This is a genomic window from Silvimonas amylolytica, from assembly GCF_014645555.1.
In the GTDB taxonomy this organism is placed as follows: Bacteria; Pseudomonadota; Gammaproteobacteria; order Burkholderiales; family Chitinibacteraceae; genus Silvimonas; species Silvimonas amylolytica.
Genome location: NZ_BMLY01000001.1, coordinates 1090087 through 1114640 on the forward strand (window position 1 = coordinate 1090087; position 24554 = coordinate 1114640).

A 24554-nucleotide genomic window follows, 5' to 3' on the forward strand; every position below is an offset into this window, starting at 1 on the left:
CGTGAAGCCAGCCAACGATCCCTGCAAACTGATGGTCAGCGGAATCAGGACTATCTTTGACGCCGCGCTGGTCCTTGTTGTTGATGTCACTTTTCTTCGGCTACTTTCTTTGGCCGAATCCCTCGGCGAAGCCAAAGAAAGTCACGTACTCCGGCCAGCACCGGGTTGCAAACAACCGCGCCGACGCCACTCCGCGTCCCCTCTCTATGCCCCACCTAAGTTCGCTCATGCACATTGCGCACATCCCTCTTCGCAATGGCCAGACCCGCTATGCAAGTCACCACTCGCTGGACCAACAAAGTCCCCGCTGTCACTTTTGCCTTCTGGTTGATCAAGATTCTTTCCACCACGGTGGGTGAAACCGGTGCCGATTTCCTGGCCGTGAACGCCGGCTTTGGCACATTGGTCACCAACTGCACCATGGCCTTGTTTCTGGCTGGTGCGCTGGGCTTGCAGCTGACAAGCCGCCGGCACATTCCCTGGATTTATTGGCTGACCGTCGTTCTGGTCAGCATTGTCGGAACGCAAATTACCGATCTGTTGACGGATGGTCTTGGCATCAGCCTGTACCTGAGTACGGCCGTGTTTGCCATTTTGCTGGGTTTGATCTTTGCGATCTGGTATCGCAAGGAACGCACGCTTTCTATCAAAGACATTAACAGCCTGCCCCGTGAACTGTTTTATTGGGCCGCCATCCTTTGCACCTTTGCGTTAGGTACGGCCGCGGGTGATCTGGCTACTGAGGCGTTGGGACTGGGCTTTCAGTGGGGGGTGTTTGTTTTTGGTGTGCTGATCATCCTCACGGCAGCGGCCTGGCAACTCGGTGCCAACGCCACCCTGGCATTCTGGGTGGCCTATATCCTCACCCGTCCATTAGGTGCCGCATTGGGAGATCTGTTATCTCAAGCCACGACGTATGGCGGCCTGGGCTTTGGCGCGATGGGTACGAGTGCCTTGTTTTTGCTGGTCATTGTGGCGTTGGTCGCCATTGCGCAACGTCAGGCCATGCATACCGACCCCGCACACTAAGCCGTTTTCCATTCATTCCACATGATCCAACCAGGAGTATCCCATGGCACCTCACACCCCAAGCCCCCGGAGTACCCGGCTGCTGGCAGGCTTGTTCGTACTCGCAACCCTGAGCATCGCCCTGCCCGTCGCCTCTCCACTGGTCGCACCCGCTGCAGCCGCGGCACCATCAAAACTTGGCGATCTCTCTTCATTCCGCATCATTGCAGTCGATGTACAAACACGGGTGAACAAAGGCGATCTGTCCGGTGGCAAGAGCCGCATCAAAGATCTGGAGGTGTCCTGGGACGAAGCCGAAGCAGGCCTCAAACCACGCGATGCTGCCACCTGGCATAAAGTGGATAGCGCAATCGACAAGGCCCTGGCCGCCTTGCGCGCAGACAAACCCGACCTGGACCTTTGCAAACAGACACTGGCCACGCTGATTCAGACCATGGATCAGGCCAGCGGCAAGGCGTAAGTGCAGCGACACGCATTTGCTGACTGCATAGCCGGTCTTTGCTCAGGCAAAGACCGGTTTTTGTTTATATGGCACGTTGCTGTTGTGTGCGAAAACGAAAGATTGAAGATGAAGAAGCCACATTATTTGTGTAGGCAAGTACCCAACAACCAAGGCAAAAGTTGCGTACGGTCAATGAAACCGCGTAACTGCTCACCAGAAATCTGTTGAATATGGAACTTATTTGATAGAGGCAAGTGAATCAAAATCTGGCTTCAAGATTACTAAACACCAGGGAAGACCAGATGAAAAAACTTGCACTGACAGCCATCACTTGCGGTCTCGTCGCCACCGCAGCCCATGCCGATTTACTTGAGTACGAAGATTTGAACGGTATGCGTGCCAGCCGCGCAGAAGACAAACTGGAAGACGCCGGTTTCCAGCAGACGGATTCATCGATCCAAAACGGCAACTGGTACAAAACCTGGCGCCATCGTCACCCCAGCGCCGAAGTAGTATTGACCGAGCGCTGGGGCAAGGTCACGGATGTCAACGCCACAGACTCAACGCACGAAGACCACAAAGATGATCACGCTGCGCATTGGGCGCGCGACCGTAACCGCAACATCGCCCTCGGCGCAGCGGCGGTCGCCGCACTCGGGGTCGGGCTCTACGCGATGAATCATAAGAATCAAACTGGCAGCCACCAGGCACAAGACCACGCGATGCGGGTAGAACTCTCCACCCTGAACGGCGCGCGCGCCGCTGGCGGTGAGCAGTTCCTGAACAATAACGGGTTTTCCAATGTCCGCCATGATGGCCTGACCAACTGGTGGTTCAACCAGGCGTCTGGCCAGTGCGCACAAGTCCAGACCTGGAACGGCCGTTATACCTCAGTCCAAGAAGTCGATATCGGCCACTGCAAGTAAAACCGCAAATCGTCGCCACCGTCGCCAGGCTTGCTTCAAACAGCCAAGGTTTCAGGCTGCCTGTTTGGTGATGTCATCAAGCGACCAGCATGCTGCGGTGGGTGCGGCCTGAGTTGAGATAGCGGGCAATGTAGTCTTGGGACACCTCGCCGCTGTAGCGGCCATGCGCATCGACCACCGGCATCCAGGTCAGATTGTGCTCGTACAGTTTTGACAGCACGATGCGCAAGTTTTCGTTCTCGCCAGAGGCAATGCTGATGGGCTGGAGTTTGTCGGCACATACACCCGCGGCACCGCGTACATCCTTGCGGCGCACGTAACCGAGGGGTTTGCCGGTCTCGTCTACCACGGTCAGGTGCCGCAAGTCAGCGTCATCCATAACCGTGAAGGCATTGGACAGCGGTGTATCCAGCGTGGCGGTCAGCGTCTCTTGCATGTCGGCCACTTCGCCAGCTTGTACCAGCAGTAGTCGTTTGAGGGTACGGTCTTGCCCCAGGAAGGAGGCCACAAAGTCATCCGCCGGTTGTGCCAGCAACGCGTCCGCAGTGTCTATCTGGACCAGCTTGCCCTGGCGGAACACGGCGATACGATCGCCCAGTTTGATGGCTTCGTCGATGTCGTGACTGACCAGCATCACTGTCTTGCCCAGTTGCCGCTGCATTTGCAGGAATTCGTTCTGGATTTGTTCACGGTTGATCGGGTCGACCGCGCCGAACGGTTCATCCATCAGCAAGACGGGTGCGTCAGCGGCCAGCGCACGGATCACGCCAATACGCTGTTGCTGGCCGCCGGACATCTCACGCGGGTAGCGCGAGAGGAAGCGGTCCGGGTCCAGTGCGACCATGCCCATCAGTTCCCGGGCACGTTCGCGGCATTTCTTTTTATCCCAACCCAGCATGCGTGGCACGACCATAATGTTGTCTTCAATGGTCATGTTGGGGAACAAGCCAATCTGCTGGATCACGTAGCCGATGTTCCGGCGTAGCGTCACGGTATCAATGCCCGCGGTGTCTTCACCGTTGATCAATACCTTGCCCGATGACGGGTCGATCAAGCGGTTGATCATCTTCATGGTTGTGGTCTTGCCACACCCCGATGGCCCCAGCAGCACGCAGATTTCGCCTTCATTGACCGTGAGATTGACGTTATCCACAGCCTTGAATGGCTGGCCATTTTTCTGGGTAAAGGTCTTGCACAGGTTTTTGAGTTCGATCATCAGCGGATTCCTTTTGGGGTTAACACACGCTGCAATTTGAGCAGCACCTGGTCCATGACGACGGCCAGGACGCTTACGATGACGGCGCCTGCGATCAGCTTGCGGATATCACTTTGGCTGATGCCATGCAAAATCAGGGTGCCAAGGCCACCGGCGCCGACAATGGCGGCAATCGCCATCACGCCAATGTTGAGCACCACGGCGGTACGGATACCGCCAAAAATCAGTGGCACAGCCAGCGGCAGTTCCACCCACTTCAGGCGCTGCCAGAACGTCAGCCCGATGCCCCGGCCGGCTTCACGCACGCCAGCATCCAGTTGGGTCAGCGCTGTGTGGGTGTTGCGCACGATGGGCAGCAGTGAATACAAAAACGCGGCGGTAATGGCCGGCACTGCACCAATGCCCTGCCCGATCATGGAAAAGAGCGGGATCATCAGCCCAAACAGCGCAATCGCCGGAATGGTCAACACCAGGGTGGTCAAACTGAGCACGACGCCCGCCAGCCATTTGAAACGCACAATCACGATGCCCAGGGGCACGCCCAGCACCACCGCCAATGCCACGGCAATGCCCACCAACCGCAAATGCTGGACAGTCAGGCCCAGAATGAAGGGCACGTTGTGAATCACATAGAGGAAGGTGTCATTGATGGTCTCCATGCGCCCTCCTTATTGAATAAGTTGATGGTCGCGCAAGAACGCAGCGGCCACTTCGTCAACGTTACGATGGTCAATGTCCACCTGGGCATTCAGCGTGGCGATGGTGTCGTTATCCAGCAGCGCGCTGAGCTTGTTCATGTCATCGGCCAGACCCGGGTTCTGCTCCAGCACTTCCTGGCGGATCACCGGTGTGGCGGCGTAGCTGGGGAAGTAATGCAGATCATCTTCCAGCACCAGCAGATCAAACCCCTTCACCCGGCCATCCGTGGTGTACACGAGACCCGCCTGCACAAAGCCATCGCGGATGGCGTTGTAAACCAGGCCAGGGTCCATCTGGCGGATTTGCGGACGCGCCAGTTCCAGCTGGTACATGGCTTGCATGGGTTTGAGGCCGTCCGGGCGACCGGCAAATTCCATATCAAAACCCAGCTGCCAGGGTGCTGCTTCAGGGTCATCTTGTACACGTTTCATCGCGGCGACGAGGTCAGACACCGTCTTGATGCCCTCCGACTCAGCCACGCTGCGCTTCATGGCCAGGGCATACGTGTTGTTCAACGGCGCCGGATCAAGCCAAACCAGACCTTTTTTGGCGTCAATGTTCTTGACGGTCTGGTAGGCCTCTTCGTCACTCATGCGGCGGTCGATGTGGTTGTAGATGATCAACGCAGTGCCGGTGTAATCCCAGACCATATCCAGCTGTTTGTTCTCTAGCGCGTTGCGCTGGATGATGGTGGCCAGATCAGTCGTCTGGTTGACCGTATAGCCCTTGGCCGTGAGGTACTGCGCCGTCAACGAGGCCAACACATGCTGCTCGGTAAAATTCTTGCTACCCAGATTGATGGTGCCCGCAGCCAGCACGGGCATGGCACAGACCAGCAACACCGCGCCAAGAACACGGCGATAAAGAGCCTTGATGGAGGCTTTCATGTTTTTCTCCTTGTGGTCCACGCGGCCCGGTCAGGCCACGCCACGCGGGGTGACCAGTTTGCCAATGCCGGCAACAGTGAGATCCAGCACCAGCGCAATCAGTGCGGTCGCCAGCGCCCCCAACATCAAAGCGACATGGTTGTTCAGATAAATGCCGGGGAAGATCAATTCGCCGTAGCTGCTGGCTCCAATCAGAAAGGCCAGCGGTGCGGTACCCACGTTGATCGCCAGCGCGATACGGATACCAGACAGCATCACCGGCAATGCATTGGGTAACTCCACGCGGAACAGCTTTTGCCGCGGTGTCATGCCCAAGGCGTTGGCGGCCTCCAGCAATGCAGGCTGCAGGCCGACCAGGCCGGCATAAGTGTTACGCACAATGGGTAACAACGACGCCAGAAACAGCGCGACGATGGCGGGTTTGTCGCCGATGCCGACCACCACCATGGCCAGCGCCAGCACAGCCAGCGGCGGTAAGGTGTTGCCGATGTTGAACAACTGCATGCCCGATTCAGCCCAGCGGCGGGCAAACGGACGGCTTAACAGCACACCGCTGGGCACCCCGACCAGCAAGGCCAGCGCCATGGATACGCCGACCAGATAAAGGTGGCGGTGCCCGAGATACAACAGGTCTTCCTGGTAAGGGGCAATTTGATCAGGGCCGATAACCCAGACCAGCGCGCCCAGGACGGCGGCACCGGACACAAGACCCCAGGCCATGCGCTTGAACCACGCATTTTTTTGCATCTGCGTCTCCTCTTGCGAAAACGGGGCAAAAGCGTCTCCCCGCGATGCGCTTGAACGATCGCGACAACCAGAGCTGTCTGATAAAACGCCCGGGTTTACTGACTGATCCGGGCAAGAAACGCACTCTCAAGTGCGCTATGGGTGCAGCGGTGATGACGCACCGGCCGCAGGGGCTTGCGGGTAAGCCCCGTTTGATAAGGGCCTTGTTTATAACATCTCGTTACGCGGCGATGCAAACCATGACACTCGTATCCGCGTGCGGGATTCCGCCTATGCGTTAGGCATACCGGGGGCTGCGGCGAAGTTCGCAAGCCTCGCGTAAAAATTCACACCAGCTGGTTTGCAGCGCGTTTTTCATTCGCACTGCGCAAACGCTGATCGATTCTTGCGGCCGTTTTGCGCTCACGGACTTTGATCACACTGATATCCAGACGCAAATGCCGCAAGACCTCCATCGCCACTTGGTCCCGATCGTTATCCACGCAGATCATGTGATAACTGTTCTGCACAATCACCACGCGAGTCCGGTCGTGACCAATACGCTCAGCCAGGAAGTGCGCAGAACGCGGGCTGGTCAGTTCATCCTCTGCCGCATGCACGATCAATGTCGGGCACTGGATACGGTCCAGATCCTGCTGCACCGCAGCGCGCAGACGGTCCACCTGTTCTACGCAAGACAGCGGTACCCACGGGTAATGAAAGTTGTCTCCGCGTTCAAATTTGGCCTTGACGATGGCACGCACCAGATCACTCTTGATGCCAAACGGTTCTTCTTCCGTCACTTTCATGCGCCCTGCCAACATGGGCAGCCGGTATAACACATGCCGCACGCCGCGATACCACGGCGTGGCCCAGCCATCCAGGAACACCGGTGGTGCCAGCGCGATCAAGCGGCCTTTGTCATGCCGCACCCGTTTGGCCACCTCGATCGCGATCAACGCGCCCAGGCACATACCGACGATGTGCAGTACATCGTATTGCGGGGCAAGCTCAAGATATTGTTTTTCAACGGCTTCCAGCCAGTCTTCCATCATCACGCCAAGCAAGTCCTGCGGCTGCCTGCCGTGGCCTGGCAATGTGATGCTGTGTGTATCCACCCCTGCTTTTTTCAGCGTTTTATGCAGGGAACCGAGGTCATATTGCGTGCCACCCAGACCATGAACCAGCAGCACACCAATGCGTTGCTGGCTCATGTCAGTACACCCTTTGGTTAGCGGTGACAGCAAGGCGCAGCAAACCACTGACGCGGTACACGCTATCGTCAAAATCAACGACCGGTGCGCCGGTATCTTCCAGGGTGACCCAGTCGCCATTTCCCGTTTTGAAGCGAAACGTCTGGGTAAAAGCCGCGACACCGCCCGCCTGGCGCAAGGCGGCGTAGTCCGTCACACGCGCGCGGTCCTGCGGATGAACGCGGGCAAAGAACGCATCAAGATGCGACAACTGTTCAGCCCTCAGCCCCATCAATGCAGGCATCGGGCCAGCCCAGATGATGGCGCCGGTAACCGGGTCAACCTCGTACATCAGTTGCTGGGTGCCCAGCAACATGCCATCGGCACGGACTTTCCAGGCGAGCGCATCGGCCAGCGCGGCTTCGCGGGCGGCGTTCATGGCAGACATCAACAAACCCAGCAGCGCCGCAACAGCCAGATAAACCTGAACCTGCAGGAGTGGGTCGCCCAGCACATTGCCGGTGTGAACAAACGGCCCGTCACCTTGCGCGGTGCTAATGCAAGCCACGGCCGACAAAGCCAGCAAAGCCGCCGTCATGCCGCGCCGCTGCCAGGACAGCGCCACCAGCACCATAAATACCAGCGGCAGGTACGACAGTTCGAAAGCGCCGGCACCAAACAGCGTTTCGGTATGGGTGTTGTCGAACGCGACGGCGGCGCTCAACAACAGCAATACAAACCATACCGCCCCGGCCATGCTTTGCCGCCCTGCCGAACGACGCGCACCAAACCCCGCCCAGGCCAGTACCAGCGGCGTACCGACCAGGGCACCGACGACCGTGGAGATGGCCAGGACGTCAACGCCGGCTGTGAGGGGCCCAAAACCCAATGCCTTGAGGCCCTCAGACCCCAACAACGCCCCCAGCACGCTCCCCAGCAGGACCAATCCGATAAACCAGCACAGCGCAGCAGGCTCAGTTAGCGCTGTGCGGCCTGGATTACGCCAACGCCACACAGCGGCAATCGATACCATCGTGCCCAGGTTGACCAGCACATAGAGCGCCGATGCAGAGACTGGACGGTGGATAAACAAACCCGCGCCAAAATGTAGCCAGCCGGCCACCACGCAGTACGCCAGCCATTCGCGGCGTGGCGCCAGCATGAGTGTCCCCAGCAACACACCGCCGGCAGGCCAGATCAAGGTGGAATGCGTGACGGGATCGCGCGCCAGCATGCTGAACAACACCAGCGCGCCGAACGCGACAACGAAAGTCCAGATTCTGGACAGAGAGGGAAAAGACATGGCGGCACCTGCAGCAACAAGGGTGTGGGTAAAACGCCAGCAAAGCTGGCGACTGACCCGACACGTGTGCAGTGAGGTGCCTGTCAGCGACCCGGATTATGCAAAGTGCATGGGGATAGCTGAATGTGCGGAAGTTTAATTTGGGGTGGCCGAGTGAGGCTTAAGGTGCTGGTGTGGAAGGGGAAATTTAGATTGGCGTGCGAAGATTTGTGTTTGCGCCACGCCATCGCCATTCCGGCCTTGAACTGGCATCCTGCAGGGCCGCCGTAGTCTGGACACCACGGGTCGCTTTTGCCATGTTGGCCGCGCGCTCCAGAGCGCTATCTGCCCACTGACTTGTCATGCTCGCGGAGGCGGGAATCCAGTCCGGCTGCTGCAGGGACTTTTGCTGAACAAGACAGGAAAACCTTGAATACCTGTTAGCGCTTTCTGCGTGAGTTTGAAGGGCAACTTGAACCCAGGGAGTCCCTTGGTGCGTACCCCGACAAAGGCACCCGTGTACCAGCTGCCATTTGCAGCGTGGTGGCGGCGCTCCCGGGCTCTCTCTCTGCTTCGGTGCAGGGCTTTGAATGGGAAGGGGAAAAGGTCAAAAACAATGGCAACCCCGCAACCCAAACCAACAACCGGGACTGCGCACGCCCCTCAAGCCTTGAACCACACCCAGACAGCCAGGATCGCGGGCACACCAAACACCACCAGCAACATGGGTAGTTCTTCCAGCGCTGAGTATCCCGCGTGGTGCACGCCAAACCACATGTTGACCAGTGCGGCCACCAACCACACACCAATGAAGACCTGACACACCAGCGGCACCGGCTCACTCAGCCAATGCCCTGCCAGCAGGCTAGCACCCAGCAGCAACAGCCCGGCAAGGATGACCAGCGTGGTGTGCATGACACTCAGCCCCGCTCCGCCAGCTGCTTGAGCGCGGCCAGTACGTCGCTAAAATCACCCGTCACCATCGGGCCGAATTCATCCGCCTGTGGCCCGGTAATGGTCGTGCTGTAGGTAATGCGGGTCAGGTTGTCTGATAGCGGCGTGATGCGATGATCGACGATGACTTTGGTGCCATCAATGACGGTTTCATCAGTGAAACCAGAGAGCTCGGTGACCTGGGTCAAGGTGCTGATAAAACCTTCCTGGCCAGGCGGTTGCATGGCAAACGTGGTGCCTGCCGCAAACGGGCCATGGATTTCGATGTAATCGATCCCGGCATTCCAGTTTTTCCAGCCCGGGACATCGCTCATCAACTGCCAGATGCGCGCGGGGGTGGCGTGGGTGGTAATGGATTCTTCGTGCGTCCACATGAGGATGACCTTTTGGCAGAGGGTACCGGGTCATCATAGGAGGTTGTGGTGACGGTTGGGTTGCTGGTTATCTGCCGCAAGCAAACACCAGCAGCAGGCTTCAATTTCTCTCTACCACCATCAACCCCGCCCGCAATCCCACCTTCACTTTCGGATTCGGGAACACGATCCGTTCCTCTTCATGGGTCACGGCATATTGGTAATCCCCGTCCGTCGCAATCAACGTGCCTTTGGGATAGGGCGTGAAGTTGGCCATTTGTGAGCCAACAACCAGCACGAACCGCTCGCTCAACTTGTCCAGCTGCCCCACTACGTCAAAAACCCGTGGTCTCAGACCGTCGGCAGGCAATGGCTGAGCGGCCAGCATCAGCCGCAACCCGAGTGCCACTTTGGCAAAGCGGCTCAAGTCATTCATGCCAAACGGCATCACCTTGCCCAGTTCCAGGGTGGCTGCCAATGCGTTGTGCTGGCTGCAGCTGAAATAGGTAAAGGTATTGGAACGCTCGCGATGGTTGAGTACCGCCGAGATATCCAGCGCCGCCAGCCAATCGAACACGCTGTCGCCATAGGGCGCATCTCGATGCGGCAATAACGCAAAGCGCTCAAACACAGAGGGGCGAATCGCCGTGTGCAGATCCAGGTGCCAGCGCGCACCCGCAGCGTCGTCAAAGAACGCGGCGACGGCATGTTCCAGTGCGGCAGCGCGGGGGGATTCGGCGCTTTGCGGCAGATCACGATGGGCGCCGCAAAACAGCCGGTTCAGGTCGTCATCCAGATAGCGTTTGCCCGCACTCATGGCGGGCGCGTTACCAAACAGCACCAGCACGCGCACCGCCAGCGGCAAGGTGCCATTGGCCATGTCAGTGATCAGGTCACGCAGGATTTCGATGGGCGCGGTTTCATCGCCATGTATACCGGCTGACAGCACCATATGGGTGTCGACCTGGTGCGGCGGTGCCAGTTCCAGCATGCCCTGCCCCAACCAGCGCCAGCGTATGCCAGACGCCGCGACACCGGCGATCTCGTCCGGGGTTTCGTTACGCAGGGTGAAGTGCAGGAAGTCCTCAAGCATGCTTATGCTCCGGCCTGCTGGAAGTCGTATACCGAGCCCAGGTGCAGGATGCGTGTCAGTTCATCCAGTGCCGTGCGGCACTCATCCAGTAGTTTCGGGTCAGCAAGGTCCGTATCAACAAGGCGGTCACGGTAGTGGCGGCCGATCCATTCATCCAGACGGGCAAAGCTTTGATCGTTGATCCAGACGTGCGGGTTCACGGCGGCCTGTTCGGCTTCGTTCAGTACCACACGCAAACGCAGGCAGGCCGGGCCACCGCCATTGCGCATGCTTTCACGCAGTTCAAACACCAGCACGTCATCAATCGGGCCGTGGCTGGCAAGCAGCTGGTCCAGATACGCCGATACACGCGGATTGTCGCGGCATTCCTGCGGGACGACCAGTACAGTCGTGCCATCCGGACGAGTGAGCAATTGGCTGTTGAACAGGTAAGACGTCACCGCATCTTCCACCGACACGGCGTTAACTGGCACTTCAATCACTTTCAATTCGGCGCCCAGCGGCGAGAGTCTGTGGCGAATCTGTGCATAAACGTCGCCCTGATTCAGAAACGCATGCTGATGGCAGAAGAGGATATCGCGGTTACCCACGGCAATCACATCGTTGTGGAACACACCCGCGTCAATCACGTCTGGATGCTGCTGCGCAAACACGACGCCATCCGCACCCAGACCATGCACGCGGGCAATGGCGGCACTGGCCTCCAGCGTCTGGCGTGCCGGATATCTGGCCGGCGCGGGTCCACCCGCGTATTCGCTACGGCCATAAACAAAGAACTCCACCCCGCGCTGGTCGTAATCGGCGCAAAAACGGGTGTGATTGGCTGCGCCTTCATCCCCCAGTGCCGGCGTGCCCAACAAGGGCGGATGAAAAGCAAAATGCTGGTCGGACGGAAACACCGCTTGCAATACACGCGTCGTGGTCGGCGCTTCAATGGCGCGATGCAACTTGCTGGACAAACTGGCCGGCGTGAAATGCACGCGGTGGTCCGGCGTATCGGCCGACGGGCTGACCGTGGCGGCATTGGCTACCCACATGGACGAGGCCGAACTGGCTGCGGCCAGAATGCCGGGGGCTTCTTTGGCAGCCCTCAGGATCATTTCATGATCGCTACCGGTAAAGCCCTGCGAACGCAAAAGGCGCATGGATGGGCGCTCTTGTGGCGCCAGCACGCCCTGCAAAAAACCCATGTCGGCCAGCGCTTTCATCTTGCGCAGGCCCTGTTTGGCGGCTGCACGCGGGTTGGCGACGCTGGCAGCGTTATTCTGTGAGGCCACATTGCCAAACGACAAGCCGGCATAGTTGTGTGTGAGGCCAACAAGGCCGTCAAAATTTGCTTCGCGTGCGCTCATTGGGCGCCTCCAAAATCGAGCCCCGGCGACAGACTGGCCGGTAAGGTCAGGGTTTCAGACTCAACAGACGCCATCGGCCAGGCCGTGTAATCCGCCGCGTAATACGCGCTGGGCCGATGATTACCAGAGCGGCCCACACCGCCAAACGGGGCACCCGACGAAGCGCCATTGGTTGGGCGGTTCCAGTTCACGACACCGGCACGAATGCCAATGCTGAATTCTTCCCACAGCGCCGGGTCATCCGCCAGCAAACCGGCAGAGAGACCATAGGCCGTGTGATTGGCACCCGCAATGGCGTCAGCAAAATGGTCGTAACGAATGATCTGCACCAGCGGGCCGAAGTATTCTTCGTCTGGCAGGTTGGCGACACCAGTCACATCCAGAATGCCCGGCGTCACAAAACCCAGTTGTGGATCAGGCTGGCGCAGTGGCAACAAGGCTTTTGCACCCATCCCGATCAGTTTGGCCTGCGCACCAACCAGTTGCGCAGCCGCTTTGTATGAGATCACCGGGCCCATAAAAGGTTGCTCGGCATCATCGAAACGGCCGATCTTGATCTTGCTGGCCACCTCGATAAACCGGGCGACAAACTGATCACCAAATGGCGTATTCGGGACAAACAGACGGCGCGAGCACGTACAACGCTGGCCTGCCGACAAGAACCCGGACTGGATCGCGTGATGTACGGCGGCATCAAGGTGCTCGGTCGGTGCAACGACCAGCGGGTTGTTGCCGCCCATTTCCAGTGCCAGCACGATCTCCGGCCTGCCACCAAACTGGCGATGCAGCAAGGTACCGGTCGCAGAACTTCCGGTGAAAAAGAGCCCATCAATGCCCTTGTGCCCGGCCAGTGCTTCGCCAGTCGCACGCTCGCCTTGTACCAGATTGAGCACGCCCGCAGGGATGCCCGCCTGCTGCCACAATTCCGCGGTCAGTTCTGCCACACCAGGGGCAAGTTCAGACGGTTTGAACACCACCGCATTACCGGCAATCAGCGCCGGCACAATATGCCCGTTGGGCAAATGGCCAGGGAAGTTATACGGGCCGAATACCGCCACAACCCCGTGCGGGCGATGGCGCAATACGGCCGTTCCGTCAGCCATGGCACCACGCTTCTCGCCCGTGCGTTCGGCATAAGCCTGGATCGAGATTTCCACTTTGCCGATCATGGCCTGGACCTCGGTCCGGGCTTCCCACAAGGGTTTGCCGGTTTCCATGCCAATTGCGTGCGCCAAGGCTTCTTTATTGGCAGCCAGCAGTTCAGCGAAACGGCGCACGACCGCGACGCGGTAATCCAGCGGGCGACGCGCCCAGGCGGCAAAGCCATGACGTGCGCCTTCGACGGCAGCGTTGACATCCTCCGCGCTGGCGGCATGGCCTTGCCATACTGGCTCGGCCGTGGCGGGGTTGACCGAGGAAAACGCGGCGCCATGCGCTGTCACCCATGCGTTATTGAGAAACAAGCCGTTGCTTTGCGTCGCCATGTTATTTCCTCTCTTTCGGGTAGAGCGGGAGCACACGTACCTGCTCACCCGCGTTGATATTGAGTGTCATCCATTCTGCTGACGTCAGTCGCAGCAGGCCGTCTTGGGGTGCGCGCGGCAATAGCACGACGCGGAAGTCGGCCACATCGGTATTGGAGACCAGCATCTTCACGCCATCGGCGGACGCCGTGTCATCCACAACGACGTTCACCAGCCGGCTTTCTCGCACAGCGCGCAGGTTATCGATATGTGCTTCCAGCACCGGACCGGCATCAAAAATGTCGACATGGTTTTCAAAGCGCAGCCCTTCTGCTTCCAGTAATACGCGGGCAGGTTCAGTGTCTTTGTGGGTCTTGCCGATGGCTTCCTGCACATCTTGCGGGAGTAGATCGACATACACTGGCGAGCGCGGCATCAGTTCGGCCATGAAGGACTTTTTGCCATGTGCGCTGAGGTAATCGGCATCGTCAAACCCGATCTGATAAAAGTGGGCGCCCACATCGCGCCAGAATGGCGACTCGCCGGCCTCATTGAAATGGCCACGCATTTCGGCACAGATGCGTTCGCCAAAGCGTTCGGAAAACTGCGCCAGGAACATGAAGCGGGATTTGGACAACAGCGCGCCATTGCCATTCACCCGCGCGCCGGGCTCCAGAAACAGCGAACACAGTTCGGCGTATCCAGTCAGATCATGCGACATATACAGCAGACTCATGCGTGTCCAGACATTCATCTCACGGCTGGCGTGCACCACCGTACCCACGCGGTAGTTATAGAACGGCTGTGTCAGTCCCACGGCGACTTCCAGTCCGCAAACGCCCACTACGCGGCGGCTGGCGGTATCTTCCATCACGAAGAGATAACCCTGATCGGCCAACGACGCTTCACCCGCCACCGTACGGCGCACGCGCTCAATACGGGCAGTCAGCGCAGCGCGATCCGGCTTGAAGCTGGTCATGCCCTCGCCCGTTTGCCCGGCCAGTTGAAACAATGCATCCAGATCCCGCGGTTGTACGCTACGAACGACGATCATGCGCGGGCTCCTTGCAGTTGCAGCGGTACACAGCAAAATTCATCGCCCACGGCCAGTTCCAGTAGTTGCGCAGTGCCGTCAGGCAAAGCCACGTCGTCGGGAAGCTCCTCCGGCAACTCCACCACGGCACAGCGGAAGTCCTCACACAAGGTATTGGCGAGCAGCCAGCGTGTAGCGCCTTCGGCGGCTTCATTAGCAGACAGCGTGTGACGCTCGCTACGGCGGACGGATTCGCACATGTCTACAGCGGCGGTCAGCACCGGGCCTGCATCGAAAATATCGACAAATCCATCGGGTTCGAAGCCTTCTTCGAGGTGGATGGTGTACGGCAACTCCGCATGCGGATGGGGTTCGCCCAATACGCACTGCGCAGCGGGTGGCAACAGCGGTACGTAAAGCGGGTAATTGGGCATGACTTCGGCAATGAAGGTGGCACTACGGCCGCCGGATGCGATCTCGACATCGGCAAAATCACGCTGGAAGAACTTGCGGCCGACGGCTTCCCAGAAAGGCGAGTCGCCATGCTCATCGGCCATACCGAGCAATACGGTGAAGATTTCTGGTGCAAAACGCTCGCGGTGCTGCGCCACGAACAAAAGACGGGCACGGGACAGCAAACGCGTGGCCGTCGTGCCGCTCAGTTGTGGATCAATGTAATACCCCGTCAGCCGGCTTTTGCCGGTGAGTTGGTGCGAGATCGTCAGCGCATGCACTTTGCGATTGACCTTCAACTCACGGGAAGCGTGAATCAGCGCGTCATTGCGAAACGCATAGAATGGCTCGCTATAGCCAGCCGACGCGACGATGCTGGCCGTTCCCAAAAGACGGCCACTGTCGGTGTCTTCCAGCACAAAGAGGTAAAATTCTTCGCCTGGCGTTGCCACGTCGGCACGGAAAGAATCCTGTGATAGCGCCAGGCGCTTTTCCAGCGCTGCGCGGTCTGGCGGCAAGGAGTGCAACAGCGGTCGCGCCGCGCGCGCCATCACTTCAAGCTGGTCCAGGTCTGAGAGTCTGCCAGGTCTTACCAGGAGCATGAGGCCATCCATTTGAAAACGGGGTGCACACGATTTGGGCACCCTGTCATTCTAGAAATTGCGCAGTGCGGCATCTTGCCTGTTCACGACGCAAACTTGCGTTTTGTGCGTGGCATCGGGCGGCCCGACCCCGGCTATTACGCATTGACTGAACCGCACCCGGCAGCATCGTCATTCCAGTGCAAACAGGAAGGACGAGGCTGACGTCACCAAGCCTCACAGCTCACGCCCGGCCTGATAAATACGCCGGTCTTCCCGCGGGGTTACGCCAAAGTGGTCCCGGTATACATTGGAAAAGTGCGCGGCAGAGGCAAAGCCGCAGGCCAAACCAATTTGAAGTACGGATTTGCTCGACCGCTGCAATTGCGCACGCGCTTTTTCCAGCCGGAGCGCCAGGTAATAACGCGAGGGCATGGCATCCAGATACTGGCGAAAAATACGTTCCAGTTGCCGGCGCGATACCCCCACCAACTGGGCGATATCATCCGTCGTCAACGGTTCTTCAATGTTTGATTCCATCAAATGCAGCGCGTCAGCCAGCTTCGGATGGCGCTCGCCCGGGCCAGTCACAAAGGGAATCCGCTGGCGATCAGTGCTGGTGCGCAAAGGACCGGCAACAAGGTGGGTGGCAACGCGTTCTGCCAGATCAGCGCCGCAATCCTGACTGATCATGGCCAACATGGCGTCCACCGTGGCCAGGGTGCCGGCACAGGTGAGACGGTTGCGGTCCAGTTCAAACACGTTCTGAGTGGGGATCACCCGTTCAAATTGCTCACTGAAGCTGGTGAACATGCCCCAATTGACGCTGGCGCGATAGCCATCCAGCAAGCCTGCCTGTGCCAGCCAGGCGACACCGGGGCCAATGCCCACTACACGGCGATAGTGTCGGCCCGCCCGGGACAACGCGCTGACAAATAGCGGAGAACCACCAAAGGGGCGAAACTCGTCAGCGAGCACCATCAAGGTATCGCACTGGCCGGCATCACTGAAGATGCCTTCCGCCGGGATATCCACCCCACTGCTCGTACGCAAAGGACGGCCATCGTGGGTGAAGATTTGCCACTGATAGAGCAAGCGACCTTCCTGCTCGTTGGCTTCGCGCAGTGTGTCGAGCACACCCGCCAGCGTCAGCAGGGAACATGGGGCCAGGAGAACCAGCGCCAGGCGCAAGGTTGTGGCGCTGGCTGGCGCTGACGGCGTGCTCGCCATGGCCCCGTTGCCGTTTTACTTCAAACTGCCGGAGAGGAACTGACGCAGCCGGTCGCTGCGCGGGGCGTCAAATACCTGATCCGGCGCGCCCTCTTCTTCGGTGCGGCCCTGATGCAAGAACATGACGTGGTTAGAGATATTGCGCGCAAAGCCCATCTCATGCGTGACCACGACCATGGTGCGGCCTTCTTCGGCCAGCTTTTGCATCACCTTCAATACTTCACCGACCAGTTCCGGATCCAGCGCGGAGGTCGGCTCATCAAACAGCAGTACATCCGGGTGCATGGCCAGCGCGCGGGCAATGGCCACCCGTTGTTGCTGGCCGCCAGACATGTGCGCCGGATATTTGGCTTCAACCTGCGGGTTAAGGCCCACCTTTTCCAGGTAGTGCCGGGCACGTTCTTCGGCTTCGGCGCGTGACAGCCCCAGCACATGCATCGGCGCTTCAATGATGTTCTCAATCACGGTCAGGTGTGACCAGAGGTTGAAGTTCTGAAATACCATGGCCAGTTTGGTACGAATCTTTTGTAGCTGTTTGGCATCCTGCACCTTGAGCGCGCCGTTCTTGTCCGGCACGGTCAAGACTTCGGTCCCGCCGACAATGATCTTGCCGGCGTTCGGTTGCTCCAGAAAGTTGATACAGCGCAGGAACGTGCTTTTGCCCGAACCCGATGAACCAATAATGCTGATCACGTCACCGGCCTTGGCCTCCAGCGACACGCCCTTGAGCACTTCATGATCGCCATAGCGTTTGTGAATATCCTGAACGCTCAACATACGTGTTCTCCGTGCGGGACCTGGCCCATGGTTTTCTTCAAATTCATCTCAACAATCTTCATGGTTTAGCGACCTGCGGGAGCCTGGAAAGCCAGCCATTTGCGCTCGGCAATCCGGAACAGATAAACCAGCACAAACGACACGACCAGGTACAGCACGGCGGCAATGCCAAACGCAGTGAATGGCTGGTAAGTCGCGGCATTCACGTCGCGCGCAACTTTCAACAGGTCTGGCACGGTGGCCGCAAAGGCAATACTGGTGGCGTGCAACATCAGAATCACTTCGTTGCTGTACATCGGCAGCGCGCGGCGCAATGCAGAAGGCAAAATGATGCGGCGATACAGCGTAAACCAGGACATGCCAAAGGCGCGGGCGGCTTCCACTTCACCGTAGGGAATATTGCGGATCGCACCGACGAAAATCTCGGTGGTATACGCACAGGTGTTCAGCGCAAAGGCCAGCACGGCGCAGTTGAACCCATTGCGGAAAAACATGCTCAACAGCTCGGTCTTCTGCACAAAGGTAATGCCGTAGATGCCAGAGTAAATCAGCAGCAATTGCACATACAACGGCGTGCCACGGAATACATAGCTATAGACGCGGACCGGAATCGACAGCGCCTTGTATTGCGAGACACGCGCGGTAGCCAGCACCAGCGCCATGGCAAAGCCAATTGCCAAAGACAGCACCAGCAGCCACAAAGTCATGGCCAGGCCCGACATTTGCGAGCCATCGTTATACAAATAGGCTTGCCAGTAAGTTTGCAGGGTTTCAAGCACGGTCACAGTTGTGCTCCCCGCACGCCCACGGCGTAGCGCTTGTTCAGTTTGTTCAGCACCAGGTTAGAGAGCGAAGTCAGCACAAGGTAAATCGCCCCCAGCCAGATCATGAAATAGAACATGTTGAAGGTGCCCTTGCCCGCATCGGTGGCGGCTTTCACCAGGTCAGACAAACCAATGATCGACACGAGTGCCGTTGCTTTCAGAATCACCTGCCAGTTATTGGCCAGACCCGGCAAAGCAAAGCGCATCATTTGTGGAAAAAGAATGCGGCGGAACACCTGCGCCCCCGTCATGCCAAAGGCGTGACCGGCTTCCAGCTGGCCGCGTGGTACCGAAATAAACGCACCCCGGAAGGTCTCGGTGAAGTACGCGCCATAGATAAAGCCAATGGTCAGCACGCCCGCCAGAAACGGGTTGATGTCGATCTGGTCCCATTTGAGCGCATCCGTCACTTGATTGAGACCAATCTGGATGCTGTAGAAAATCAGCAGCATCAACACAAGGTCAGGCACCCCGCGAATCAGCGTGGTATATGCCGTGGCAACGAGCCGCAGCGGCGTGGAGCGGGACAACTTGGCCGACGCACCGGCCAGACCAATCACCACCGCAACCAGCAAAGAAAGCAGCGCCAGTTGTATGGTTTGCCATACCCCGGTCAGCAGTACTCCGCCGTATCCATAAAACATCCCAAATCTCCAGTCGGAGCGGTAAACAAACCGGCGTTCGCAAGCCTTGCCAGCCAGGTTCTGTTACCCACCCTTGTTTTTTTACCTGTTCAGGCAAACCGCGCCGGACTATACGGCAGCGGATCGGCCAGTGGGGTTTCACCCATCATCATCTGCGCCACCAGGCGGCCACAAACCGGGCCCAACGTCAGACCATGATGATTGTGACCAAACGCAAACCACAATCCTTCGTGCCGCGGCGCAGGCCCCATCAGCGGGCGCATGTCCGGCGTGCAGGGGCGACGTCCCATCCACGGTTGCATGTCAGTGCGTGGCCCAAAATCGAATACCTCGCGCGCTTTGTGTTCGGACTGGTCCAGCTGCGCCGGGTTGGGCGCAGCATTTTTGGCAGCCAGTTCCACGCCGGTAGTCAGGCGCAACCCGCCGCGCATGGGTGTCAGCACATAACCTTCTTCCAGATCCACCACCGGGATCACCAGCGGGGTTGTGCCCATGCGGTAATGCATGTGGTAACCACGCTTGCCCAACAACGGCACGTGATAACCATATTTTTCTGTCAGTTCGGTCGACCATGGCCCCAGCGCCACCACTGCACGCGGCGCACTGATCACGCCTTCTGCGCACTGTACTTTCCAGGACAAACCTTCCCGAATCAACGTCAGCGCATCGCCCTTCACCAACCGCCCGCCTTCACGCACAAACAGTGCGGCGTAACCGGCGACCAGCGCGCCCGGATCGCTGACGGTTTTCGGATCCAGCCAGTGAAATGCCCCGACAAAACCCTCGCCCACGGCGGGTTCCAGTGCGCGCAACTGTTCTGCAGTCAGTATCTGCATTTTCAGGCCATGTTGCGCGGCCAGTTTGACAGCCTTGGTGCTTTCTTCGGCAAACAGCGACGGCGTACGGTAGGCCTCTAGCCAACCCGCATCACGCACCAGATGTTGCACGCCGGCGCGCGCAATCAGTTCATCGTGCTCGGCCACGCTGCGTTCTATCAGCGGCAGCATGTCGGCCGCGGCTTTGGCCAGCCGGTTCGGGCGCGATTCTCGCCAGTAGCGCAGCAACCACGGTGTCATGGCCGGCAACGCAGCAGGTTGGTAACGCAAGCTGGACGAATGATTGCGTGCGTAGTGCAGCACCGTGTGCAAGTCCTGCGGAAAACCGTAGGGCACCACGGCAGAGCGCTCGATCAGCCCGGCATTGCCAAAGCTGGTCTCCTCGCCCGGTCCGCGCCGATCGACCAGCACCACCTTGAGACCGCGATCCTGCAGATGAATGGCCGTACAGACGCCGACAATACCGGCGCCCAGAACGATGACGTCTGCGTGCATGGATAAACCCGAAAGCTGATTCTGAAAAAGCACCTGGTCAGAGGGTCAAATAGACCACTCGCCAGGCTGGCGTTGCCGGTGCAGGACGCATCGGCAACGCTCGCCACCTGGAGCCAGAGGCCCGATCTGCCATTGGCAGGATCGGGCCGACGGCCCTTACTTGGCGATAATGTCGCGCTTGAAGTACTTCATCGACAGCTTGCTGAACGAGCCGTCTTTCTTCAGCGAGTCGATGGCAGCCTGCACCTTGGCACGCTGCGGATCACCCTTGCGCATACCCAGACCGGTACCTTCACCCAGCGTTTCCGGGTCAGACAACGGTGCACCGGCGTAGTCGAAATCCTTGCCAGCCGGCTTGCTCAGGAAACCATCCATGGCGGTTTGCGACTCTTGTACGGCGGCGTCGATACGGCCGGCAACCAGGTCAGCGTAAACCTGATCCTGATCCTGGTACGAAGTCACCTTCACACCGGCAGTGGCCCAGTGCTTCTTCAGGTAGTCTTCTTGCGACGAACCTTGCAGCACGCCCACAGTCTTGCCCTTCAGGCTGGCAGTGGTCGGCATCAGATTAGAACCGCGCTTGGCGACCATCTGGATCGGCACGATGTAAACCGGGCTGGTGAAATCAATGGCCTGCTTGCGCTTGGCCGTGATGTTCATGGCCGAGTTGATGGCGTCGAACTTGCGGGCTTGCAGCGCCGGGATCAGACCATCAAAGCTGTTTTCGACGTAAACGCATTTGACCTTCATGCGCTCACAGATCATGTTGCCAATTTCCACGTCAAAGCCTTGCAGCTTGCCGTCACCCGATTTGCTTTCAAACGGGGGGTACGTGGCTTCCAGACCCATCTTGAATGTATCCTGGGCGTGCGCGGCACCCATCAGACAGACAAGGGCAGAAGCACCCGCGCAAAAAGCCATCTTCCAGTTCATGTTTTCCTCCAGACCACAAGTTGATGCATATCGCTTTGCGAGCGCACCGCGCCCTTTTCAAAAAGGGTCTGGCGCGCACACACGCGTTATACGATGCCGGGATGCATGAATTCTGACAATTCGGGCTTCCACCACTTTTGCGACGTTTTTTGCATCGCAACAGCGGGAAAATTACCGTTATCAAAACAACGTCATACCGGTGCTTCGCAAGGTCGTACCCCCTTCAACGTGCCGCGTCTGCTGTTTGATGTTTGTGCAGTACGCAACCGTCATGGCGGTTTTGTCGTTTTGTTCTGGTGATGCGGGCTGCCTGTCCTGAAGCGGCCGGCGCCATCATGCCTGGTCTTTATGAGGTAGCCAGGGCCGATGTGCAACCGGTTCCCAGCATGCCCATACCCCGGCGGTCATTCTTGCGTGATCACGACAAAAACTGTCGCAAGTGAACCGCACAGACCGCCTCGGACCTGGATTCTCCCTGGCAGCCAGGCTGACGCAATGCAGCAAGCAAGATGCCCGGCAAGGCGCGCGCCGCCTTTGTTTTTGCTTTTTAAAAACAACCCTGTAAGCGCGAAAATTTCACATATGCTGAAAGCGCGGCCATGTATTTCTTATGCCTGGTTGCTGACGGCTCTGCCATTGTGAAAAAGACATTTTATATCCATAATGGATTTTAATTCTACAAACCGGCATCGCCCGTCTGGCCATGGAGACACCGTGGCGACTCAAGGCGAAGTCTTGGCATGCAAGGCTTCGGGACTGCAAGTGGCACTGTAACGGTATCGAGGAATCCTCATGACATACCTGAAACAAGACATTACGTTGCCTGGCATGGGGCCTGGCATTGCACCCCGCCTGGTCACGCATACCTTTGGCAACCCGCACTCTGGCAAAAGCGCATATATCCAGGCAGGCCTGCATGGCGACGAACATCCGGGCTTGCTGGTTATCCAGCATTTGCTGGTCCTGCTCAAGGCGCTGGACCAGCAAGGCGCCATTGCCGGCTGTGTCACGCTGGTGCCCTACGCCAACCCCATTGGCATGGCGCAGCGCGTGTTTGGTCCTATCGTGGGCCGTTTTGATTTTGAAAATGGTGAAAACTTCAACCGCAACTACCCCACACTGGCCGATGCGGTGCGCGAACAAGTCGCCAACGGCAAAGGTGCCGGCATGACGGCGCGGGACTGGAAAGCGTTTTTCCAGGAACAACTGGACGCCCAGCACCCGCCGCGGCATGTGACGGGTGCCATGAAGCTGGAGTTATCGCGCCTGGCCATGGCACATGATGTTGTCCTTGACCTGCATTGCGACACTGATGCCATTGCGCACCTGTACGCCTCACGCCTGCAAAGCGCGCGTGCCTGCAAACTGGCCAACCAGATTGGCGCGCCGGTGGTGCTGGTTGAAGAGCCCGAAAGCGGCGGTTACTCCGGTGGCAATTCATTTGACCAGATGCATGCCAACGCCTGGGCCGTGCTGGTCGAAGCCGGCCTCTTTACGCCAGAGACCGCAGGCTTTGCAGCCACCGTAGAACTGCGTGGCCAGATCGATATCAATGATGAACTGGCGCAAAACGATGCTGAAGCCATTCTGGATTTCCTGGCGCAGGAAGGCGTGCTCAGTCAGGAGGCCGCGACCGGCAAGCCGCGACCCCATGGTGCGGCACAGGTTTACCCACTCGAGGCTGCATCGCATATCCCTTGCCCGTGTTCAGGCGTGGTGGTGTATCTCAAAGAACCCGGCCAGCAAGTACTCAAGGGCGAAGTGATTGCCGAGGTCGTCACCATTGACGGTGATCAGTTCAACGAGCGCGTTCCGATTGTGAGTGATGTCGATGGCGTGCTGGTGGTGCGTCAGTTGCACCGGTTGGTACGCAACGGCCAGCGCGCGGCGTTTGTCGCCGGGCACGCACTGCAACCGGGGCACCGGTCCAGCAAGCTGGTGCTGGATTTCTGACGCATTCTTCACCCCGATCCGTCCCGGTACGTGTCGCTTCACGCGGCGGGTACCGGGTTTATAACCCATCCGCTTCGTCGCTAGTCTTGCTTGTTCAACGCCGCCAGGGCGTCATTGTTGTCAACGTTTTACCAAAGGTTTTTTCATGAACACCGCACCTGCCCCACTGATCGCTGATGCCGCCACCGTGCGTGCATTGCTCGCCCGCCTGGATGTCCGCAAAGTCTTGCAAGATGCCTTTCACGCCCTGGGTCACGACCAGGCCATCCAGCCCCCGCAAACGCTGACTTTGTTCCCGCAGGATGCGGGCGACTTCATCACCTATCAGGGCGTCCTGGCCCACGCCGGCGTATTTGGCGCCAAGCTTTCGCCCTACATTGCCACGCCGGGCAAGCCCGTGATCACGGCGTGGACCATGTTGATGTCCATGCAAACAGGGCTGCCGTTGCTGCTGTGCGACGCCGGGCAACTAACCACGGAACGCACCGCGGGCACCACCGCCCTGGCTGTTGATTACCTGGCCGCGCCGACGGCCAGCCGCCTTGCGATTATTGGCAGCGGCGCAGTCGCCCAGGCCCATCTGCGCCATGTCGCCAAACTGCGCGCCTGGAGCCACATCAGCGTGTATTCGCCCACCCTGGCAGAACACGCCGATCAGCAAGCAAACTGGCATGCGCTTGATAGCCGTGTGGAGATTGCTGCCAATACAGAGCACTGCGTGCGTGATGCAGACGTCATCATGCTGTGTACTTCATCAGGCACACCGGTACTCGACCCGGCCGATCTGACCCGCCCGGCACTGATTACGTCGATCAGCACCAACGTGGTTCGGGCCCATGAAATCCCCCCCGCTGCCTTGCCAGGCATGGCCGTATACTGTGATTACAAACGCACCACCCCTGCCAGCGCGGGCGAAATGGTCGTCGCTGCCGATCGCTACAACTGGTCTACCAGCAACGTGATCGGCGACCTGGCTGACCTGGCCAACCGTCGCTGCGCGCTGCCCGACTACAAAAAGCATGCGTTTTTCCGTTCTATTGGTCTGGGCCTGGAAGACATTGCGATTGCCCATGCGCTTTATCAGGTATTGCAGGCCGGACAGTAATTTTCTCGCCATGTCTGGCACCGTTTATGGCATGTTACGCGGCGATCACAGACCCGGACCTTCGCAGGATCGTGC

24 protein-coding genes are annotated in these 24554 nt (G+C 58.7%); 5 read left to right on the plus strand and 19 right to left on the minus strand.

What is annotated here, in order from left to right; all coding sequences use genetic code 11:
- Nucleotides 1-255 precede the first annotated feature (255 nt).
- The 3 genes from IEX44_RS04735 (at nucleotide 256) to IEX44_RS04745 (ending at nucleotide 2397) form a co-directional block, all read left to right on the plus strand.
- Nucleotides 256-1029 carry a COG4705 family protein gene (locus IEX44_RS04735; RefSeq protein ID WP_188689541.1) on the plus strand — a complete coding sequence of 258 codons (774 nt, stop codon included), beginning with the start codon at nucleotides 256-258 and terminating at the stop codon, nucleotides 1027-1029.
- A gap of 43 nt (nucleotides 1030-1072) precedes the next feature.
- Nucleotides 1073-1489, plus strand: coding sequence for a hypothetical protein (locus IEX44_RS04740; protein WP_188689543.1), 417 nt, complete (start codon nucleotides 1073-1075; stop codon nucleotides 1487-1489).
- Nucleotides 1490-1773: 284 nt separating this feature from the next.
- Complete coding sequence (locus IEX44_RS04745; RefSeq protein WP_188689546.1) at nucleotides 1774-2397, plus strand: hypothetical protein; 624 nt, start codon at nucleotides 1774-1776, stop codon at nucleotides 2395-2397.
- Between the two features lie 76 nt (nucleotides 2398-2473).
- Here the strand turns inward: IEX44_RS04745 and IEX44_RS04750 are convergent, their stop codons facing one another.
- The 19 genes from IEX44_RS04750 to IEX44_RS04840 all read right to left on the minus strand — a co-directional run bounded on the left by IEX44_RS04750 (nucleotide 2474) and on the right by IEX44_RS04840 (nucleotide 21421).
- The gene (locus tag IEX44_RS04750) at nucleotides 2474-3613 is read right to left on the minus strand and encodes an osmoprotectant ABC transporter ATP-binding protein OsmV (RefSeq protein WP_188689549.1); all 1140 of its coding nucleotides are present in this window, start codon (nucleotides 3611-3613) and stop codon (nucleotides 2474-2476) included.
- A complete protein-coding gene (locus tag IEX44_RS04755) occupies nucleotides 3613-4272 on the minus strand; it encodes an ABC transporter permease (protein ID WP_188689554.1) in 660 nt (219 codons plus the stop codon). The genes IEX44_RS04750 and IEX44_RS04755 overlap by 1 nt, the downstream gene beginning before the upstream one ends.
- Before the next feature lie 9 nt (nucleotides 4273-4281).
- On the minus strand, nucleotides 4282-5199 hold the full coding sequence (locus IEX44_RS04760; RefSeq protein ID WP_308423784.1) for a glycine betaine ABC transporter substrate-binding protein: 918 nt from the start codon (nucleotides 5197-5199) through the stop codon (nucleotides 4282-4284).
- Nucleotides 5200-5229: 30 nt separating this feature from the next.
- Nucleotides 5230-5946: an ABC transporter permease gene (locus IEX44_RS04765; protein ID WP_188689557.1), complete on the minus strand. Its 717-nt coding sequence runs from the start codon at nucleotides 5944-5946 to the stop codon at nucleotides 5230-5232.
- A 326-nt stretch (nucleotides 5947-6272) separates the two neighbouring features.
- Nucleotides 6273-7139: an alpha/beta hydrolase gene (locus tag IEX44_RS04770; protein WP_188689559.1), complete on the minus strand. Its 867-nt coding sequence runs from the start codon at nucleotides 7137-7139 to the stop codon at nucleotides 6273-6275.
- 1 nt (nucleotide 7140) lies between these two features.
- Nucleotides 7141-8421, minus strand: coding sequence for an MASE1 domain-containing protein (locus IEX44_RS04775; protein ID WP_188689563.1), 1281 nt, complete (start codon nucleotides 8419-8421; stop codon nucleotides 7141-7143).
- Nucleotides 8422-9063: 642 nt separating this feature from the next.
- Nucleotides 9064-9315, minus strand: a complete 252-nt coding sequence (locus IEX44_RS04780; RefSeq protein WP_188689566.1) for a hypothetical protein — start codon at nucleotides 9313-9315, stop codon at nucleotides 9064-9066.
- A gap of 5 nt (nucleotides 9316-9320) precedes the next feature.
- Nucleotides 9321-9728, minus strand: coding sequence for an SRPBCC family protein (locus IEX44_RS04785; RefSeq protein WP_188689569.1), 408 nt, complete (start codon nucleotides 9726-9728; stop codon nucleotides 9321-9323).
- Between the two features lie 100 nt (nucleotides 9729-9828).
- Nucleotides 9829-10800, minus strand: a complete 972-nt coding sequence (gene astE / locus IEX44_RS04790; RefSeq protein WP_188689572.1) for a succinylglutamate desuccinylase — start codon at nucleotides 10798-10800, stop codon at nucleotides 9829-9831.
- Between the two features lie 2 nt (nucleotides 10801-10802).
- A complete protein-coding gene (gene astB, locus IEX44_RS04795; RefSeq protein ID WP_188689575.1) occupies nucleotides 10803-12152 on the minus strand; it encodes an N-succinylarginine dihydrolase in 1350 nt (449 codons plus the stop codon).
- The gene (gene astD / locus IEX44_RS04800; RefSeq protein ID WP_188689578.1) at nucleotides 12149-13636 is read right to left on the minus strand and encodes a succinylglutamate-semialdehyde dehydrogenase; all 1488 of its coding nucleotides are present in this window, start codon (nucleotides 13634-13636) and stop codon (nucleotides 12149-12151) included. Before astD ends, astB begins: the two co-directional genes overlap by 4 nt.
- A 1-nt stretch (nucleotide 13637) precedes the next feature.
- Complete coding sequence (gene astA / locus IEX44_RS04805) at nucleotides 13638-14669, minus strand: arginine N-succinyltransferase (RefSeq protein WP_188689581.1); 1032 nt, start codon at nucleotides 14667-14669, stop codon at nucleotides 13638-13640.
- Nucleotides 14666-15703: an arginine/ornithine succinyltransferase subunit alpha gene (gene aruF / locus IEX44_RS04810; protein ID WP_188689584.1), complete on the minus strand. Its 1038-nt coding sequence runs from the start codon at nucleotides 15701-15703 to the stop codon at nucleotides 14666-14668. Before aruF ends, astA begins: the two co-directional genes overlap by 4 nt.
- 216 nt (nucleotides 15704-15919) lie before the next feature.
- The gene (locus IEX44_RS04815) at nucleotides 15920-16912 is read right to left on the minus strand and encodes a GlxA family transcriptional regulator (protein WP_188689587.1); all 993 of its coding nucleotides are present in this window, start codon (nucleotides 16910-16912) and stop codon (nucleotides 15920-15922) included.
- 15 nt (nucleotides 16913-16927) lie between these two features.
- Nucleotides 16928-17689 carry an ABC transporter ATP-binding protein gene (locus IEX44_RS04820; RefSeq protein WP_188689590.1) on the minus strand — a complete coding sequence of 254 codons (762 nt, stop codon included), beginning with the start codon at nucleotides 17687-17689 and terminating at the stop codon, nucleotides 16928-16930.
- 65 nt (nucleotides 17690-17754) lie between these two features.
- Nucleotides 17755-18474 carry an ABC transporter permease gene (locus tag IEX44_RS04825; RefSeq protein WP_308423785.1) on the minus strand — a complete coding sequence of 240 codons (720 nt, stop codon included), beginning with the start codon at nucleotides 18472-18474 and terminating at the stop codon, nucleotides 17755-17757.
- Nucleotides 18471-19157, minus strand: a complete 687-nt coding sequence (locus IEX44_RS04830; RefSeq protein WP_188689592.1) for an ABC transporter permease — start codon at nucleotides 19155-19157, stop codon at nucleotides 18471-18473. Before IEX44_RS04830 ends, IEX44_RS04825 begins: the two co-directional genes overlap by 4 nt.
- 89 nt (nucleotides 19158-19246) lie before the next feature.
- On the minus strand, nucleotides 19247-20488 hold the full coding sequence (locus IEX44_RS04835) for an NAD(P)/FAD-dependent oxidoreductase (RefSeq protein WP_188689594.1): 1242 nt from the start codon (nucleotides 20486-20488) through the stop codon (nucleotides 19247-19249).
- Between the two features lie 156 nt (nucleotides 20489-20644).
- Entirely contained in the window at nucleotides 20645-21421 is a 777-nt protein-coding gene (locus IEX44_RS04840; protein ID WP_188689596.1) for an ABC transporter substrate-binding protein, read from the minus strand.
- Between the two features lie 792 nt (nucleotides 21422-22213).
- Here IEX44_RS04840 and IEX44_RS04845 point away from each other — a divergent pair.
- A complete protein-coding gene (locus IEX44_RS04845) occupies nucleotides 22214-23374 on the plus strand; it encodes a succinylglutamate desuccinylase/aspartoacylase family protein (RefSeq protein ID WP_188689599.1) in 1161 nt (386 codons plus the stop codon).
- 145 nt (nucleotides 23375-23519) lie between these two features.
- A complete protein-coding gene (locus IEX44_RS04850) occupies nucleotides 23520-24479 on the plus strand; it encodes an ornithine cyclodeaminase family protein (protein WP_188689602.1) in 960 nt (319 codons plus the stop codon).
- Nucleotides 24480-24554 lie beyond the last annotated feature (75 nt).